A 17,413-nucleotide genomic window follows, 5' to 3' on the forward strand; every position below is an offset into this window, starting at 1 on the left:
TAAGGAGTCCTACATGGCCGCTCAAGATGTACAGCCACTCTATATTGATGGTCGCCAGGTAGACGCCACTTCAAGCGATACGTTTACCGTTACCAACCCTTTTGATGGCAGCCTGCTGGCCACTATCGGCCAAGCCAGTCAAGCCGATGTCGATTCAGCCGTCGCCGCAGCCCAGCGCGGCCAGCGCGAGTGGGCGGCGATGACCGGCATGGAGCGTTCACGCATCATGCTGCGCGCCGTTGCGCTATTAAGAGAGCGCAATGACGAACTTGCCGAACTGGAAACCCGCAACACCGGCAAACCGATCAGCGAAACCGCCAGTGTCGATATCGTGACCGGCGCGGATGCGTTGGAGTACTACGCAGGTTTAGCACCTGCTATTGAAGGCAGCCAGATTCCTCTGCGTGATAGCTCGTTTGTGTACACCCGCCGTGAGCCGCTGGGCGTGATCGGCGCGATTGGCGCCTGGAACTACCCCATTCAAATTGCCTGCTGGAAAGCTGCCCCCGCGCTGGCGGCAGGCAACGCGGTGGTGTTTAAGCCCAGCGAAGTGACCCCGCTTACCGTGATGAAACTGGCGGAAATATTCACAGAAGCCGGCCTGCCTAACGGCGTCTTTAACGTGGTACAGGGTGACGGCAGCGTGGGCGCCATGCTTACCGAGCATCCAGGCATCGCTAAAGTCTCGTTCACCGGCGAAGCGGGCACCGGTAAGAAAGTGATGGCCGCCGCCGCTAGCTCGACGTTAAAAGACGTCACCATGGAACTGGGCGGCAAATCGCCGCTCCTGGTCTTTGCAGATGCCGACCTTGATCGCGCTGCCGACGCCGCCATGATGGCCAACTTCTACTCCAGCGGCCAAATTTGCACCAACGGCACACGGGTGTTTGTTGAACGCAGCGTTAAAGATGCCTTTGAAGCCAAGTTGGTGGAACGCGTCAAGCGTATCAAGGCAGGCGACCCCATGGACCCAAGCGTTAACTTTGGCCCGCTGGTCAGCTTCGAGCATCAGGAGAAAGTGCTCTCCTATATTGCCCTGGGCAAAGAGCAAGGCGCTCGCCTGCTCGTGGGTGGCGACGACTGGAACAGCGGCAGCTTTGCCGATGGCGCCTGGGCTGCTCCCACGGTGTTTACCGACTGCACCGACGAAATGCGTATCGTGCGCGAAGAGATTTTCGGCCCAGTGATGTCGGTACTCGCCTTTGACGACGAGGCAGAAGTCATTCGTCGCGCCAATGACACCACCTATGGCCTGGCCGCCGGTGTCTTCAGCGAAAGCCTGAATCGCGCCCACCGCGTGATTCATCAGTTGGAAGCGGGTATCTGCTGGATCAACACCTGGGGTGAGTCACCTTCCGAAATGCCGGTAGGCGGTTACAAAGAGTCTGGCATTGGTCGTGAAAACGGTATCGAGACGCTAAACCACTATACCCAGACCAAGTCAGTACAAATCGAGATGGGGCCGTTCGAGTCAGTGTTTTAAATCAAAGCACCACTTTTTGCGCACTAACCGACCAGGGCGCTGGGGGTGGCTTGTAGCGAGGGTCTTTTCCCATGGCCGAAACCTGGTCCCTTCAGTTTCGGCATTCCCGCCATCCGTGGCGGTCAGATGGGAAAAGTAGCGCCCAGGGATGGGTTCACAGCGCCCTCGCGTAAAGCTACCGCCAGGAAGCCCCGCCCCATCTTCAGACTCGGTAATTCACTATGTCTCAACCACGCGAATTTGATTACATCATTATCGGCGCAGGCTCGGCGGGCAACGTGCTCGCTACCCGCCTCACCGAAGACAGCAGCGTCAGCGTACTACTGTTAGAAGCGGGCGGCCCTGACTACCGCTTCGATTTCCGCACCCAAATGCCCGCTGCCCTGGCATTTCCGCTACAGGGCAAGCGCTACAATTGGGCATTTGAAACCGACCCCGAGCCGCATATGGATGGTCGCCGCATGGAGTGTGGTCGCGGCAAAGGTCTGGGCGGCTCCTCACTGATTAACGGCATGTGCTATATCCGCGGCAACGCCCTGGATTACGACAACTGGGCCAAACAGCCCGGTCTTGAGGATTGGGATTACCTTAGCTGCCTGCCCTACTTCAAAAAGTGCGAAACCCGCGACATCGGTGCCAACAGCTACCACGGTGGCGACGGCCCGGTCAGCGTTACCACGCCAAAAACAGATAACAATCCGCTTTACCGCACCTTTATTGAAGCGGGAAAACAGGCGGGCTACCCGGAAACCGAAGACGTTAACGGCTACCAGCAAGAGGGCTTCGGCCCCATGGACCGCTTCGTTACGCCCAAAGGCCGCCGCGCCTCAACGGCCCGCGGCTACCTGGATACCGCAAAGCAGCGCCACAACCTCACCATCGAAACCCATGCCGTCACCGACATCATTGAGTTTGAAGGTAAGCGGGCAGTCGGCGTGCGCTATGAACAAAAGGGCGAAAAGCAGCAGGCCTACGCCCGTCGTGAAGTACTGCTGTGCGGTGGCGCTATCGCCTCCCCGCAAATTCTTCAGCGCTCCGGCATCGGCAACCCAGAACTGCTTAAAGAGCTCGATATCGAGACGGTACATGCCCTGCCCGGCGTAGGTGAAAACCTCCAGGATCACCTGGAAATGTACATTCAGTACGAGTGCAAAGAGCCTATCTCGCTCTACCCGGCGCTGAAGTGGTACAACCAGCCCAAAATTGGCGCCGAGTGGCTGTTTAGAGGGACTGGCGTGGGTGCCAGCAACCAGTTTGAATCCTGTGGTTTTATCCGCAGCCGCGATGAAGAAGAGTGGCCCAATCTGCAATACCACTTTCTACCCATCGCGATTAGCTACAACGGCAAAAGCGCGGTGCAAGCCCACGGCTTCCAGGCCCATGTTGGCTCTATGCGCTCGGAAAGCCGCGGTCGTATTCGGTTAACCTCGAAAGACCCTCACGCCGCACCCAGCATACTGTTCAACTACATGGCCAAAGAGAAAGATTGGCAAGAGTTCCGCGATGCCATTCGCCTCACCCGCGATATCATCGCCCAACCAGCGTTTGATAAATATCGTGGCCGTGAAATAGCCCCTGGCCCAGGCGTCCAGACCGATGCGGAGCTGGATGCTTTCGTCAAACAGCACGCCGAAACCGCCTACCATCCCTGCGGCAGCTGCCGAATGGGCGATGACGATATGGCAGTCACCGATGGTCAGGGCCGCGTTCATGGCATTGAGGGACTACGCGTAGTCGATGCCTCACTCTTCCCGGTGATCCCCACCGGCAACCTGAACGCGCCGACGATTATGCTAGCGGAGAAAATCGCCGACCGCATCAAGGGACACGAGCCGCTTCCCCGCGCCAGCGTTGACTACTATGTGGCAAACGGTGCACCGGCCAAACGCGCTTGAACATTTAGTCTGTTTACCACTCCAAACGCTATGGCTTGCCGCCATGGCGTTTTTTTTGGCTACGTTAAAGGAACAAGCTGCGCCAAACGTGCCTAAAAACTTGCGTGTGATAGCCCCCATCTGCCAATATTCAAACAAGTGTTCGACTCAATATCTCAACAACGATGTTACTCGCGTTTTATTAACAACAGTCGGCCTGCAACAGTGGCCAGCAAAAAGAGAGATAACCTATGCTCACCCTACTTCTGATCGTGCTCGCCATTGTCGGCTTGCTCGTGGTCATGCGTCGCGAAGCAGGCGCCCCCGCGGCGCTAGCTGTGTTTGGCGTATTAGGCCTTGTTGGCCTACTGTTTGACGCGGAAATCATTGGTGGTCTGCTGCTTCTTGGCGCTGCGGCAGTAGCCGTGGCAGGCCTGCCCGCGCTGCGTCGCAAGTGGCTTACACCGCGTTTATTCGCCACCTTTAAAAAAGTCGCTCCCAAAGTGTCCGCTACCGAGCGCACGGCTCTGGAGGCAGGCAGCGTCTCTTGGGACGGCGAGCTATTTTCAGGCAAGCCCCAGTGGGAAAAGCTGCTCGCCTTTAAAGACGATGGCCTGCGCGACGATGAGCAAGCCTTTCTGGATAATCAGTGCGCCAAAGCCGCGGGTATGTGCAACGCCTGGGATATCGCCCAAGAGCGCGCCGACCTGCCCCAGCAGCTGTGGGATTTTCTGAAGAAAGAGGGCTTCTTCGGCATGATTATTCCGAAGGAGTACGGCGGCCTTGGCTTCTCGGCCAAAGCGCAGTCAATGGTGCTGCAAAAGCTCTCTGCCAACGAAACCTTGATGGTCACCGTGGGTGTGCCTAACTCATTAGGCCCTGGCGAGCTACTGCTCAAATACGGCACCCAAGAACAGAAAGATCACTACCTGCCGCGCCTGTCCGATGGTCGTGAAATCCCCTGCTTTGGCCTCACCGGACCCCGTGCCGGTTCAGACGCTACCTCGCTGCCCGATACCGGCGTCGTCTGCAAACAGACGATCAATGGTGAAGAAGTGCTTGGCCTGCGCCTTAACTTCGAAAAGCGCTGGATCACCCTAGCACCGATTGCCACCGTCGTAGGCTTGGCCTTCCGTCTGTTTGACCCGGAAAAACTGTTGGGTGACGAAGAGGATCGTGGCATTACCCTGGCGCTAATCCCCCGCGATACTGCCGGTATGGAAATCGGCCGCCGCCATCACCCTATCGGCAGCCCGTTTATGAACGGCCCGATTATCGGTAAAGACGTATTCGTACCGCTGGACACCATTATTGGTGGCCCAGATATGATCGGCCAAGGTTGGCGCATGCTGGTGGAGTGTCTGTCTATCGGCCGCTGCATCACGCTGCCATCCGGTGCTACCGGCACCGCCCGCTACGCCCTGGGCTGGAGCGGCGGCTTCACCCGCGTTCGTCGCCAGTTCAATGTGCCGGTTGCCGAGATGGAAGGTGTGCAAGAGCCTCTCGCTCGTATGGCGGCATTGGCTTACATCTCCCAGGCCACCGTGTATCAAACCGCCAATATGATTGATCACGGAGAAAAACCCGCCGTACCCTCGGCGATCCTGAAAAGCCAGCTGACCGAGTTCCAGCGCGTGCTGCTTAGCGACGCCATGGACGTTCACGGCGGCAAGGCGGTGACCCTTGGCCCACGTAACTACCTGGGCATCGGCTACAGCGCCAACCCAGTGGCGATTACCGTGGAAGGCGCCAACATCATGACCCGCAACCTGATGATCTTTGGTCAGGGTGCTATCCGCTGCCATCCCTACGTGCTGGACGAGCTGGCGGCGAAAGACGCCAATGATATGCAGGCGTTTGATAAAGCCTTCTTCGGCCACGCGGGCTTAATCTTTGGTAACGCGGCCCGCGCCTTTACTTTGGGCTTTGGCATCGGCAAAGCCAGCGTGCCCTTCGATGGCCCCGCCGCCGTCTATGCTCAGGATATTGCCCGCCTCTCCGCTGGCTTTGGCCTGTGTGCCGACGCCGCCATGGCGAGCTTGGGCTCAGCACTTAAAAAACGCGAAATGATCTCCGCGCGGCTGGGGGACGTGCTGTCTAACCTCTACCTCACCTCCATGGTGCTCAAACAGTGGCAAGCAGGCAGCAAGGTAGAAGGCGAAGAAGCGTTGCTGCACTACAGCTGCCGTTTCTTGCTCCAGCGTGCCGAGCAGGCGTTTGTAGAGATTTTTGATAATTTACCCAACCGTGCGCTGGGCAAAACGCTCAACGCCGTAGTGATGCCCACCGGCCGCCGCTGGAACAAACCACACGACGATCTGGCTCGCGATATCGCTAAGCGTGTGTCTACTCACAGTGCCCTGCGTACCAAACTGCTGGAAAACACCTGGGATGCGGACGACGGTGAACAGCGCAACCCGCTGGCACGCTACAACGCCCTGCTGGTGGATTATGACCGCGCCGAGAAAATCTATCGCACCGTCAACAAGGCCTATGCCAAAGGCGAGCTACCGCAGACGGCGCTTCACCCTGAAGCACGCGTTGAGGCTGGCTTGGAAAAAGGCTTGATCAGTGCCGAGGATGCCGAGTTTATGCGCACCTTCGAGACCGAAGTTCTGGAAATGCTCACCGTGGACGATTTCGCCTACGATGCCTTTGCCAAGAACAAAACCACGCTGATCGATCACAACGCGAAATCTGAACCAGCGCCTAGGCGGGAACAAGAAAACGTTAAGTAATACTTATTTTTCAAGGTATTACCTGTAAAAAAAGCCGACTCCTGTGCCCAGGAGCCGGCTTTTTTKTGTTCACTTTCTACGCCTAAATGCGTAGTCAAATGCGCCAAAAACGCGTTGCAAGTTCGCAAACGATCAACTAGCCTTTCGTAAACGAAAACGATCTGCACTATTCAATAAATCTACAAAACTTTCCAACAACAATGACGCTAGCGAGATCGGCATGTCCTTACATTTGCAAAATATCGATCACATCGTTAACGGTGTGCCGCATATCAGCGGAATAGACTTGGCCCTTGAGCCAGGCTCTTTCAACGTACTGTTGGGTCGAACGCTGGCCGGGAAAACCACGTTGATGCGCTTAATGGCGGGGCTGGAGCCACCCACCCGCGGCAAAGTGATTATGGATGGCAAAGACGTAACGAACGTCTCAGTGCGTAAACGCAATGTCTCCATGGTGTACCAGCAGTTTATTAACTACCCCAGCCTTACCGTTTACGACAACATTGCCTCCCCTCTCAAACTGGCCAAGCAGCCTAAACACGAAATTGATAAGCGGGTTGGCGAAATCGCTGAAATGCTGCATATCGAGCAGCTACTTAATCGTTACCCCCAGGAGCTCTCCGGCGGCCAACAGCAGCGCACTGCCATGGGGCGGGCACTGGTCAAAGACGCCGATTTGATTCTGTTTGATGAGCCGCTGGTCAACCTGGATTACAAACTCCGCGAAGAGCTGCGCGATGAACTGCGCGAGCTGTTTAAAGCGCGTAACTGCATCGCCGTATACGCCACCACCGAGCCCAATGAAGCGCTAGCGCTGGGGGGCAACACGGCGGTACTCCATGAAGGGAAACTGCTTCAATACGGCCCTACCGAGCAGGTCTATCGCGAGCCTAATGGCCGCTTTAGCGCCGAAATGTTCTCCGAGCCACCGATCAATATTGTTCCCGGTCAGCTTACCGAAAACGAAATCACCTTCGACCAATCGCTGCATTTCCCCTGCGATGATGACCTAAAGCGCCTTAAACCCGGGGATTACGACTTTGGCGTGCGGGCGTCGCACCTTACTCTGCAACCCCAGCAGACCGATGACCTGGCGCTGGATGTGCATGTAGATGTAGCAGAAATCAGCGGTTCAGAAACCTTCCTGCATGTTCATCACGAACGCTTTCCTCTCGTTCTGCACTTAGCAGGCATTCACCAGTTTAGTGTTAATCAACCCTTGAAAGTGTACTTCCCTACCCACCAACTTTACGCCTTTGACAAGCAGGGCCATACGGTACATATTCCTGCGCGTCAGGGAGGAGCTGCCCATGGCTGAGATCACCTTAAAAGGCTTGGCGCACTCCTATGAGAAAACGCCCAAGGGCGCGGCGGATTACGCCATCCGGCAGATGGATCACGTATGGCACCAGGGTGGCGCCTATGCGCTGCTGGGCCCATCGGGCTGCGGTAAATCGACCCTGCTGAACATTATCTCTGGCCTGCTGGAGCCGTCGGAGGGTGAGGTACTTTTCGACGATCAGCGAGTGAACGAGCTGCCGCCGGAAGAGCGCAATATTGCCCAGGTGTTTCAGTTCCCGGTGATCTACGACACCATGACGGTGTTTGACAATCTCGCCTTCCCCCTGCGCAATATGAACACCCCCGAGTACCGGGTGAAACCCAAGGTGCTCGAAGTCGCCGATATTCTTGAGCTAACCCCGCTGTTAGATCGCAAAGCCAAAAACCTAACCGCCGATGAGAAGCAGAAAGTCTCCATGGGCCGTGGTTTGGTGCGCGATGACGTCACGGCCATTTTGTTTGATGAACCGCTAACCGTTATCGACCCGCAGCTTAAGTGGAAGCTTCGCCGCAAGCTCAAAGAGATTCACGAGCGCTTTAACATCACCATGATCTACGTGACCCACGATCAGTTAGAAGCCTCTACCTTCGCCGATAAAATTGCTGTGATGTATGAAGGTCAGGTGGTGCAGTTTGGCACCCCGCGAGAGCTGTTTGAGCGCCCGGCGCATACTTTTGTAGGTTACTTTATTGGCAGCCCCGGCATGAATTTTATGGCCGTCGAACACCGCGACGATCAGGTAATGTTCGGCGCACAGCCGCTACCGGTTAGCGAGCACATGAAGCACGCCGTCGCCAACGCTAGCTCAGCCAATATCAAGCTAGGTATTCGCCCCGAGTTTATTGCGATTTCCTCAAGCTCTTCAGCCAACAGCGTGCCGATTCAAGTAATTAGCGTGCAAGACCTGGGCACCTACTCCCTGCTGACCTTCAAGCTCAACGAGCAAACCTTTAAAGCCCGCCTGCCTGAAGGACACTCACCGGTGAGTGAAGCGGCGTTTGCGCACTTCGATGCTGCCCATGTAGCGCTATATATCGATGAATATCTGGTGGAGGCTGGCCATGAATAACAAAGTACCCAATAACAGAGCCTGGCTACTGGTGCTTCCCATGCTGGTGTTGGTAGCCTTCTCTGCCATCATTCCACTAATGACCGTGGTCAACTACTCGGTGCAGGACGTGCTCGGGCCGAACGCACGCTTTTTTACCGGCACTGAGTGGTTTCAAAGCATGCTCAACGACGACGCGCTGCAGGCAGCGTTTCTGCGCCAAATTTCGTTCTCGCTGATTATTCTGGCTATTCAGATTCCGCTAGGGATTGGCATCGCGCTCATTATGCCCAAACGCGGCTGGCAGGCCTCGGCGGTGTTGATCCTGATTACCCTCCCGCTACTAATCCCTTGGAACGTGGTGGGCAGTATTTGGCAAATCTTTACCCGTGGCGATATCGGCTTAATGGGCTGGGGTCTGCGCGAATTAGGCGTCGAATACAATATTACCCGCAATGCGGGCGATGCCTGGGTAACCATCATTTTAATGGACGTTTGGCACTGGACGCCGCTGGTGGCCATGCTGTGCTATAGCGGCCTGCGCTCGATTCCCGAAGCTTACTATCAGGCAGCGCGTATCGACCGGGCCTCGAAATGGGCTGTGTTCCGCTATATCCAGCTGCCTAAGCTTACCAACGTACTGGTTATCGCCGTACTGTTGCGCTTTATGCACTCCTTTATGATCTACGCCGAGCCCTTTGTATTGACGGGTGGCGGGCCAGGCAGTGCAACCACCTTCTTAAGCCAATCCTTGACCACCATGGCGGTCGGCCAACAGGACTTAGGCCCTTCTGCAGCGTTCTCGCTTATCTACTTCCTGGTGATTCTGCTGGTGAGTTGGGTGTTCTACACCACCATTATGAATATGCAGAAAGACAAACCGCCGCATGGAGGTGCTTAACATGAGCTATCAACTCGAAAACACCCAGCGCGGTGAAAAGTACAACACGATTTTTAGCAAGGTGTCACCGGCCAAGCGGCGTAACCGCACCGCCCGTGCACACTGGCGCTCGCGTCTCTTGCTTGGCCTGTATCTGGCTCTGATGATTCTGCCCATTTACTGGCTGATCAATATGTCGCTACAGACCAATAGCGAAATTCTCGGCTCGATGACGTTGTGGCCCCAGAACATTACTTTTGATAACTACATCGGCMTTTTCACCAACTCAAGCTGGTACATGGGCTACGTCAACTCGATGCTCTACGTGGCGATGAATATGCTCATCACCATCTGCGTCGCGCTACCCGCCGCCTACGCCTTTAGCCGCTACACCTTTATTGGCGACAAGCATCTATTTTTCTGGCTGTTGACCAACCTAATGGCACCGCCCGCGGTGTTCCTGCTGCCCTACTTCCAGCTCTACTACTCGGTAGGCCTGTTCGATACCCACATCGCCGTCGCGCTGGCTCACTGCCTGTTCAATATCCCGCTGGCTATCTGGATTTTGGAGGGCTTTATGAGCAGCGTGCCTAAAGAGATCGATGAAACCGCTTATATCGACGGCTATAGCTTTCCGCGCTTTTTCGTCAAGATTTTTATCCCCATGATCCGCTCAGGTATTGGCGTCACGCTGTTCTTCCTGTTCATGTTCTCCTGGGTGGAGCTGTTGCTGGCCCGCACGTTGACAGCCACTGACGCCCAGCCCATTGGCATGATCATGACGCGCACATCGACTGCTTCTGGGATTGACTGGGGCACTTTGGCCGCCGCCGGTGTACTCACCATCATTCCCGGTATTCTGGTGGTCTACTTCGTTCGTAACCATATCGCCAAGGGCTTTGCCCTGGGCCGTACCTGAGGAGATCTCACTATGTCTTGGATGGTATGGACAGTGCCCMCCGCCATATTCTTTTCATCAATTGCGGCCATGCTGGCAGGTATGACGGTGTGGGAGATTTTGTCGCCCACAATCGAGCGCAAAGGGTTTTTACCCATTGCCACCACCCGCGGAGACCGGCTGTTTATCGGCCTGCTCTCAGCGGCCTTTATCCACCTGGGTGTGATTGGCTTCACCTCACTCTCCATTTGGATAGCACTAGCAGTATCAGCCGTATGGCTGCTGGTTTTAATGCGCTGGGGATAGCCCTTGGGGAAATGCCACCAGCGTTTAATCGGTATCAAGGACGGCCAAGCCATCAAGGAAGAACACAACAAAACGAGGTCAACATGCAAAAGCGCTACAATAAATCCAAACTGACTAAGTTCAAACTGACTACCCTCGCCGCCAGCTTGCTGCTGGCATCGGGTACGCTGTCAGCGCAGGAAGAGGATACCCGCGCCATCGCTGAACGCTTGGTCGATGAGCACTTCCAAAACTCAACGCTAAGCCGCGAAGAGCAGATCGAAGAGCTGATGTGGTTTGCCAAAGCCGCTGAGCCGTTCCGCGACATGGATATTCAAACCGTCGCCGAAGGTCTCACTACCCACGTTTATGAAAGTGAAGTGTTGGCGGAAGCCTTTAGCGAGCTTACCGGTATCAATCTGACCCATAACATCATCGGTGAAGGCGATGTTGTCGATACCATGCAGAACCAGATGCAGTCGGGGAACAGTATCTACGACGGCTTCGTCAACGATACCGACTCCATCGGCACGCATATCCGTTACGGCACCACCATCAACCTGTCTGAAGCAATGGAGAACGAGTGGGCCGACTACACTCTGCCAACGCTGGATCTAGATGACTTTATTGGCCTGCAGTACGGCACTGGGCCAGACGGCAGCCTCTATCAACTGCCCACTCAACAGTTCGCTAACCTTTACTGGTTCCGCTATGACTGGTTCCAGCGCGAAGACCTGCAGGAGCAGTTCCGGGAGATTTACGGCTATGACTTAGGGGTGCCCACTAACTGGACGGCCTATCAAGACATCGCCGAGTTCTTTTCCGAACATGTGGGTGAGATAGACGGCACCAAGGTGTATGGCCACATGGATTACGGCCGCCGAGATCCGTCGCTGGGCTGGCGTTTCCACGACTCCTGGCTCTCCATGGCAGGCATGGGCAGCCCCGGCGTACCTTCCGGCAATCCGGTGGATGACTGGGGTATCCGTGTCAATGAAGATAGCCAGCCTGTTGGCGCAAGCGTAAGTCGAGGTGGTGCTACCAACTCACCGGCCTCAGTATTTGCAATGCAAAAAGCCGTCGATTGGCTGCGTGACTATGCCCCTGAAGAAGCCCAGGGCATGACCTTTGGTGAAGCGGGACCCGTGCCTGCACAAGGACATATTGCTCAGCAAATTTTCTGGTATACCGCCTTTACCGCCGACATGACTGACCCTGCGGTCGCAGTGACCGATGACGAGGGTAATCCGCTGTGGCGCATGGCACCTTCCCCCACCGGCCCTTACTGGGAAGAAGGTATGAAAGTTGGTTATCAGGACGTGGGTGCATGGACGTTCTTTGACTCAACGCCAGAAGATCGTCGCACCGCAGCGTGGCTGTTCGGCCAGTTCACCGTGTCTAAAACGGTGTCGCTGGAAAAACTCATGCACGGTCTAACGCCGATTCGTGAATCTGACATCTTTTCTGAGCAGATGACCGAGATGGCGCCGAAGCTGGGKGGCTTAGTTGAGTTTTACCGCAGCCCCAACGAGTCGAACTGGACGCCTACCGGTACCAACGTACCCGACTATCCGCGCATGGCCCCCCTGTGGTGGCAGAACCTAGCGCCTGTTATGAGCGGTGAAGTCACGCCTCAGGAAGGTCTCGATAAACTGGCGGCGGATATGGACAGCACGATGAACCGCTTGGCYCGGGCCAACGTCTTCGACAGTTATGCGCCCGTGCTCAACGAAGAGCAGGATCCGCAAGTCTGGTTGGATCAAGAAGGCTCACCCAAACCCAAGCTAGATAATGAAATGCCCCAAGGCACCACCGTTCCTTATGACGAAATGATGGAAGCCTGGATGGAAGCCGGTACGCGCCAAGAGTAACCACGCGTAACGCTTGCAGGGTGGGCAACCGCCCTGCAAGGGTTTCATTGGCGGCAGGCCATAGCACAAGAGAAAACCCCCACTGCAATAGGGCTATTTATTTGTTAATTGGATCCGCTATGAAACTGCGAAATCGAAACATCGAAAAATTACCTACCGAGACCTTTGATGCCCTGATTATCGGGGGCGGTATTAATGGCGCAGCCACCGCAGCGGCGCTGGCGGGTAAAGGAGCCAAAGTCGCGTTGATTGATCGCGGCGACTTTGCTGGCAGCACCAGCATGCACTCCTCCAACCTAGTATGGGGAGGCATTAAGTACATGGAAAGTAAGGATTTTGCGCTGGTTCGCAAACTGTGCAAAAGCCGCAACCACTTAATAAAGAGCTACCCTTCTACGGTACAGGAGATTCGCTTCCTGACCACTATTTCAAAAGGTTTCCGCCACTCACCACGCTACCTGTGGGCGGGCACCTGGCTTTACTGGCTGATGGGCAACGGCTTTACCAAATTGCCGCGCCTGCTCACGCCGAACAAGATTAAGCAGCAAGAGCCGATTATTGATGTTGAGGGCGCCGTTGGTGGCTTCGAATACTCCGACGCCTACCTCCACGACAACGACGCCCGGTTTGTTTTCAACTTTGTCCGTCATGCGCTCAACTATGGAGCAATTGCCGCCAACTATGTTGAATCACTCGGTGCCGAGCGTGACGGCGACCTATGGGTAACCAAAGCGCGCAACGTGATGGATGGCAGCACCTTCGATATCCGTGCCAAAGTGTTGATCAACGCCGCAGGCCCTTGGGTAGATCAACATAACGAGCTGACCGGCCAGAAAACCACCCATCATCACCTCTACTCCAAGGGCATTCACCTCATTGTTCCACAGCTAACCGACTCTCAGCGGGTGTTGGCATTTTTTGCCGACGATGGAAGGCTGTTCTTCGTCATTCCCATGGGTAATCGAACCTGTATCGGCACCACCGATACCCATATGGAGCACCCTGAGGTAGACGTTACCGCTGACGATATCACCTTTGTGCTGGAAAATATCAATAAGCGGCTCACTTTAGATAAACCGCTCACCCAGGACGACATTATCTCAACGCGCTGCGGCGTACGGCCGTTAGCCATCAAAGATGATCAGGGTAGCGACCGTGACTTTCTTCAGCTATCGCGCAAGCACGTGGTCGATACCAATACCGAAAGCGCCCATATCAGCATCTTTGGCGGCAAGCTCACCGACTGTTTGAACGTTGGCGATGAGATTGCCGAAGAAATGAGCCGCCTAGGCGTTTCCCTTTCAGACCCCGACTTTCAGTGGTACGGCGAACCACCCAAGCCCGTGAAACAGCAGTTTATGGATCAAGCCAAGCGTATGAACCTGGATGCCATGACCGCTTCTACCTCATCGGAGCTGCTCTCTACTCGGCTGTGGCGGCGCTACGCTGATCAAGCCATCCAGATGCTTGAGAAAATTCGTCAGGATCCCGCTCAGGGCGAAATCTTAATTGAAGGCACTGAGTATATCCGCTGTGAGATTGAGCATGCCCGCGACCACGAAATGATCACCCAGCTTGAGGATTTCCTGCGCCGCCGTGCCAAAGTCTCACTGGTGGTACCGCACGAGCAGTTACGCCACTCCACCGGCTTAAAAGAAGCGTGTCGAGTTCTCTTTGGCAACAATGCTGAAGCGCGATTTAATCAGTACTTTGAACAAAACCGCGATACGGCGCTACCGCCGACTTCAGCGTCAGCGCTTTAAGATAAAAAAGCCCCCTCACCTAAATGAGGGGGCTGACGATGACTTATTCATTAAACGCTATTATCAAACAAGCTCATCAAATAATCGTTCAGTAAGTCGTGCCCTACTCTTCATCTTCAATGCGCAGTTGAGAATCCCCTGAGAGCACTTCATCCCAGGCTTCTTCCACTGTGCAGCCTGCGCGGCTGTCCACGGTGTCGATAACCTCAACGGCATGCTGCAGTGATTCACGGTTGCCCTTCAACGCCACAACGAGTCTGGCGAGATCTTGCTTGCTGAAGGAGCTGGCGATGCTGTCGGCTTGTTGGCTCAATTCGATGCAGTTCATTAGTAATACCTCATGGTATGGTCATCCGCTGCCTAACCGCCTATCGGTTTAAATGCAGCCATCTTAATTAACGACGTATGGTGACGTTGCTACTCATGCTGGGCCGGGTAAGTGCCCAGTTCGGTAACTGCGAAACGGTCACAAGCTTTGCAAGACCTTCGCCTTTAGCGCTTGGGTAATACTGAAGCGCTATGGTTCTGTAGCAGGGATCAGTTCAGTGATTCGGGATAACGAAGCGCCCTCCTGATCCATGGCTTTACTATGGTTCACGGGAGCTATGCCCACAATGCGTCATTGGCCGCAGGGGTGGTTGTAACTCGACTACATAACCGCTTATTGGCGGTTAAGTGTGTTAAAGACTTTCATGAGGGGCGCTAAAAGCGAAGAAAGGCGGCCAATTGCTTAATTGGCCGCCGCATTATAAGAAATCGCTAGCGCAAAGCGATAGTGTGCTTAAGTAGGGGGGGCTAAGGAGTAGAGCGAACGCGCGAAACGGCGTCTAGCCAGCCTTGATAAAGCTGCTCCCGGGTGGCCTCCTCCATCGTCGGCATAAAGCTTTTCTCACAGCGCCACAGCTGCTCGATCTCTTCCAGCGTTTGATACCAACCTAAACGTAGCCCGGCTAGGTAAGCAGCGCCCAGCGCGGTGGTCTCCAAAATCGTGGGGCGATCCACCTGGACACCCAGCATATCGGCCAGAAACTGCATCACCCAGCTGTTCTTCACCATGCCACCGTCGACGCGCAAAGTGCCCGGTGGGGCCTCCATATCGTCGTTCATACAGTGCTGTAAATCGCGGGTTTGATAGCACACCGCTTGCAGGCCCGCAGCGACTATTTCAGCAATGCCGGTATCACGGGTTAAACCAAAAATGGCGCCACGTGCTTTCGGGTCCCAGTGGGGAGCACCTAAGCCGGTAAAAGCGGGCACCAAATAAACACTGTGGCCGCTACGGGTCTGCTGGGCCAAGGCTTCGGTTTCCGATGCGTCGGCAAACAGGTTCAGACCATCGCGCAACCACTGCACCGTCGCCCCAGCCACAAAAATACTACCCTCCATGGCGTAGGTCGGCTTGCCGTTTAGCCGGTAGCCAATAGTAGTCAGCAGGCGATTACGCGATAGCGACGGCGTTTCACCGGTATTCACTATCATAAAACAGCCGGTGCCATAGGTACTCTTACCCATCCCCGGCTGAAAGCACGCCTGCCCCACCAAAGCCGCCTGCTGGTCGCCTGCCACACCGGCAATGGGCAGCGCGGCGCCCAGCCAGTGCGCCTCGGTAGTGCCAAAATCATCGCTGGAGTCTTTCACTTCAGGCATAAGATTGGCGGGTATATTAAATAACTCCAGCAGCTCTTCATCCCACTCTTGGGTATGGATATTAAACAGCGCCGTGCGTGAAGCGTTGGTGGCATCGGTAACGTGCTGCTGGCCACCCGTCAGCCGCCAGATTAAAAAGCTATCCACCGTCCCAAAGGCCAATTCGCCCTGCTCAGCGCGCTCGCGAGCGCCCTCTACGTTGTCTAGCATCCAGGCGAGTTTCGTTGCCGAGAAATAGGGGTCAATTAAAAGCCCCGTTTTAGCTTGAACGACATCAGTGTGGCCTTTATCGCGCAACGACTGGCACAAATCTGAGGTGCGTCGATCCTGCCAAACGATGGCATTATAGAGTGGCTTATCGGTTTCCCGATCCCATAAAATGGTGGTTTCCCGCTGATTGGTAATGCCGATACCGGCTATTTGGTCGGCGGAAACCTCAGCGGTGCTCATTACGTCCCGGCAGGTCGCCACCACGGTTTCCCAAATATCTTCAGGGTCGTGCTCAATCCAACCGTCATGGGGAAAGTGCTGCTTAAATTCCTGCTGGGCAACGGCGGCCACCTGGCCTTGGCGGTCGAACAGAATAGCGCGGGAACTGGTAGTGCCTTGATCAATGGCGAGTATAAAAGAGGACATATCGAGTTCGCTTTGTTGTATTGTCTTTCGATTTTGTATACTTACTTTCGCTTTATTATCATCTAAGGCTACTCCAGCCATCCAAAATGCTCAAGGATGAAACGGCTACAGAGACTATAGAAGGAGTGTCTGAAAAGTCAGCGAGCGACGCTCAGGCTAGGCGATGTAAAGCGCAACATCGTGTTGATTGAGCAACCGCTGGATCGCTTCCGGTGGTTTGCGGTCAGTAAACAACGCATCCAGCTGCTCCAGATTACCTTGCCGCACGACCGGGTTACGGTGAAATTTAGAGTAGTCTGCCGCCAGATAAATGCGCCGCGAATTAGCAATAATCGCCTGTGCAACGCGTACTTCCTGGTAGTCAAACTCCAGCAGCGAGCCATCCTCGTCGATACCACTGATGCCGATAATGCCGTAGTCCACTTTGAACTGATTGATGAAGTCGATCGTTGCTTCACCGATAATGCCGCCGTCCCGGGAGCGCACCTGACCACCGGCGATAATCACAGTGAAATCCTCTTTATGCTGCAGGATGGCAGCAACATTAAGGTTGTTAGTAATAATCTCAAGGCCCTGATGCTCTAACAACGCTTGAGCAATCACTTCATTACTGGTGCCGATATTAATAAACAGTGAGGAGTGATTAGGGATGTGCTGGGCTAAACAACGGGCAATGCGCTCTTTCTCTTCCAGATGGAGCGTCTTACGCGTGCTGTAAGCGGTATTTACCGTGCTTGACTCAATGCCTACCCCGCCATGGACACGCCGGACCCGGCCTTCATCGGCCAGGGTATTCAAATCGCGACGAATGGTTTGCGGTGTAACGGCAAAATGCTCGGTGAGCTGTTCGATACTCATGTAACCGTGCTGGCGAACCAGCTCGACAATGGCATCCTGACGAAATTGTTGATTCATAAGCCCGGCCTGTTCGATTTTTATTGATATCTG

At 55.0% G+C, this 17,413-nt stretch carries 13 protein-coding genes; 10 read left to right on the top strand and 3 right to left on the bottom strand.

Features of this window, described 5'->3' with window-relative positions; translation table 11 throughout:
* Nucleotides 1-13: 13 nt before the first annotated feature.
* The 10 genes from betB to HALO_RS13605 all read left to right on the top strand — a co-directional run bounded on the left by betB (nucleotide 14) and on the right by HALO_RS13605 (nucleotide 14,182).
* A complete protein-coding gene (gene betB, locus HALO_RS13560) occupies nucleotides 14-1,483 on the top strand; it encodes a betaine-aldehyde dehydrogenase (RefSeq protein WP_035578857.1) in 1,470 nt (489 codons plus the stop codon).
* A gap of 221 nt (nucleotides 1,484-1,704) precedes the next feature.
* Complete coding sequence (gene betA, locus HALO_RS13565; RefSeq protein ID WP_035578854.1) at nucleotides 1,705-3,378, top strand: choline dehydrogenase; 1,674 nt, start codon at nucleotides 1,705-1,707, stop codon at nucleotides 3,376-3,378.
* Between the two features lie 230 nt (nucleotides 3,379-3,608).
* Complete coding sequence (locus tag HALO_RS13570) at nucleotides 3,609-6,095, top strand: acyl-CoA dehydrogenase (RefSeq protein WP_035578851.1); 2,487 nt, start codon at nucleotides 3,609-3,611, stop codon at nucleotides 6,093-6,095.
* 220 nt (nucleotides 6,096-6,315) lie between these two features.
* Nucleotides 6,316-7,413, top strand: coding sequence for an ABC transporter ATP-binding protein (locus HALO_RS13575; RefSeq protein WP_035578850.1), 1,098 nt, complete (start codon nucleotides 6,316-6,318; stop codon nucleotides 7,411-7,413).
* On the top strand, nucleotides 7,406-8,506 hold the full coding sequence (locus HALO_RS13580) for an ABC transporter ATP-binding protein (protein WP_035578847.1): 1,101 nt from the start codon (nucleotides 7,406-7,408) through the stop codon (nucleotides 8,504-8,506). Before HALO_RS13575 ends, HALO_RS13580 begins: the two co-directional genes overlap by 8 nt.
* Nucleotides 8,499-9,386, top strand: a complete 888-nt coding sequence (locus HALO_RS13585; protein ID WP_035578844.1) for a carbohydrate ABC transporter permease — start codon at nucleotides 8,499-8,501, stop codon at nucleotides 9,384-9,386. The genes HALO_RS13580 and HALO_RS13585 overlap by 8 nt, the downstream gene beginning before the upstream one ends.
* A 1-nt stretch (nucleotide 9,387) precedes the next feature.
* The gene (locus HALO_RS13590) at nucleotides 9,388-10,284 is read left to right on the top strand and encodes a carbohydrate ABC transporter permease (protein ID WP_050713531.1); all 897 of its coding nucleotides are present in this window, start codon (nucleotides 9,388-9,390) and stop codon (nucleotides 10,282-10,284) included.
* Between the two features lie 12 nt (nucleotides 10,285-10,296).
* Nucleotides 10,297-10,569 carry a DUF2160 domain-containing protein gene (locus HALO_RS13595; RefSeq protein ID WP_050713532.1) on the top strand — a complete coding sequence of 91 codons (273 nt, stop codon included), beginning with the start codon at nucleotides 10,297-10,299 and terminating at the stop codon, nucleotides 10,567-10,569.
* 83 nt (nucleotides 10,570-10,652) lie between these two features.
* Nucleotides 10,653-12,419, top strand: a complete 1,767-nt coding sequence (locus HALO_RS13600) for an ABC transporter substrate-binding protein (RefSeq protein WP_035578835.1) — start codon at nucleotides 10,653-10,655, stop codon at nucleotides 12,417-12,419.
* A gap of 119 nt (nucleotides 12,420-12,538) precedes the next feature.
* The gene (locus tag HALO_RS13605; RefSeq protein WP_035578832.1) at nucleotides 12,539-14,182 is read left to right on the top strand and encodes a glycerol-3-phosphate dehydrogenase/oxidase; all 1,644 of its coding nucleotides are present in this window, start codon (nucleotides 12,539-12,541) and stop codon (nucleotides 14,180-14,182) included.
* Between the two features lie 103 nt (nucleotides 14,183-14,285).
* Here HALO_RS13605 and HALO_RS13610 read toward each other — a convergent pair whose 3' ends face one another.
* The 3 genes from HALO_RS13610 to HALO_RS13620 all read right to left on the bottom strand — a co-directional run bounded on the left by HALO_RS13610 (nucleotide 14,286) and on the right by HALO_RS13620 (nucleotide 17,380).
* Nucleotides 14,286-14,510: a hypothetical protein gene (locus HALO_RS13610; RefSeq protein WP_035578829.1), complete on the bottom strand. Its 225-nt coding sequence runs from the start codon at nucleotides 14,508-14,510 to the stop codon at nucleotides 14,286-14,288.
* Between the two features lie 467 nt (nucleotides 14,511-14,977).
* Entirely contained in the window at nucleotides 14,978-16,465 is a 1,488-nt protein-coding gene (glpK, locus tag HALO_RS13615) for a glycerol kinase GlpK (protein ID WP_035578826.1), read from the bottom strand.
* A 156-nt stretch (nucleotides 16,466-16,621) separates the two neighbouring features.
* Nucleotides 16,622-17,380 carry a DeoR/GlpR family transcriptional regulator gene (locus tag HALO_RS13620; protein WP_035578823.1) on the bottom strand — a complete coding sequence of 253 codons (759 nt, stop codon included), beginning with the start codon at nucleotides 17,378-17,380 and terminating at the stop codon, nucleotides 16,622-16,624.
* Nucleotides 17,381-17,413 lie beyond the last annotated feature (33 nt).

The organism is Halomonas sp. R57-5 (assembly GCF_900070345.1).
GTDB lineage: Bacteria > Pseudomonadota > Gammaproteobacteria > Pseudomonadales > Halomonadaceae > Vreelandella > Vreelandella ventosae_B.

Coding starts and splice junctions, on each gene's coding strand:
- betB (WP_035578857.1), top strand. CDS start 14: ATGGCCGCTCAAGATGTACAGCCACTCTATATTGATGGTCGCCAGGTA.
- betA (WP_035578854.1), top strand. CDS start 1,705: ATGTCTCAACCACGCGAATTTGATTACATCATTATCGGCGCAGGCTCG.
- HALO_RS13570 (WP_035578851.1), top strand. CDS start 3,609: ATGCTCACCCTACTTCTGATCGTGCTCGCCATTGTCGGCTTGCTCGTG.
- HALO_RS13575 (WP_035578850.1), top strand. CDS start 6,316: ATGTCCTTACATTTGCAAAATATCGATCACATCGTTAACGGTGTGCCG.
- HALO_RS13580 (WP_035578847.1), top strand. CDS start 7,406: ATGGCTGAGATCACCTTAAAAGGCTTGGCGCACTCCTATGAGAAAACG.
- HALO_RS13585 (WP_035578844.1), top strand. CDS start 8,499: ATGAATAACAAAGTACCCAATAACAGAGCCTGGCTACTGGTGCTTCCC.
- HALO_RS13605 (WP_035578832.1), top strand. CDS start 12,539: ATGAAACTGCGAAATCGAAACATCGAAAAATTACCTACCGAGACCTTT.
- HALO_RS13610 (WP_035578829.1), bottom strand. CDS start 14,510: ATGAACTGCATCGAATTGAGCCAACAAGCCGACAGCATCGCCAGCTCC.
- glpK (WP_035578826.1), bottom strand. CDS start 16,465: ATGTCCTCTTTTATACTCGCCATTGATCAAGGCACTACCAGTTCCCGC.
- HALO_RS13620 (WP_035578823.1), bottom strand. CDS start 17,380: ATGAATCAACAATTTCGTCAGGATGCCATTGTCGAGCTGGTTCGCCAG.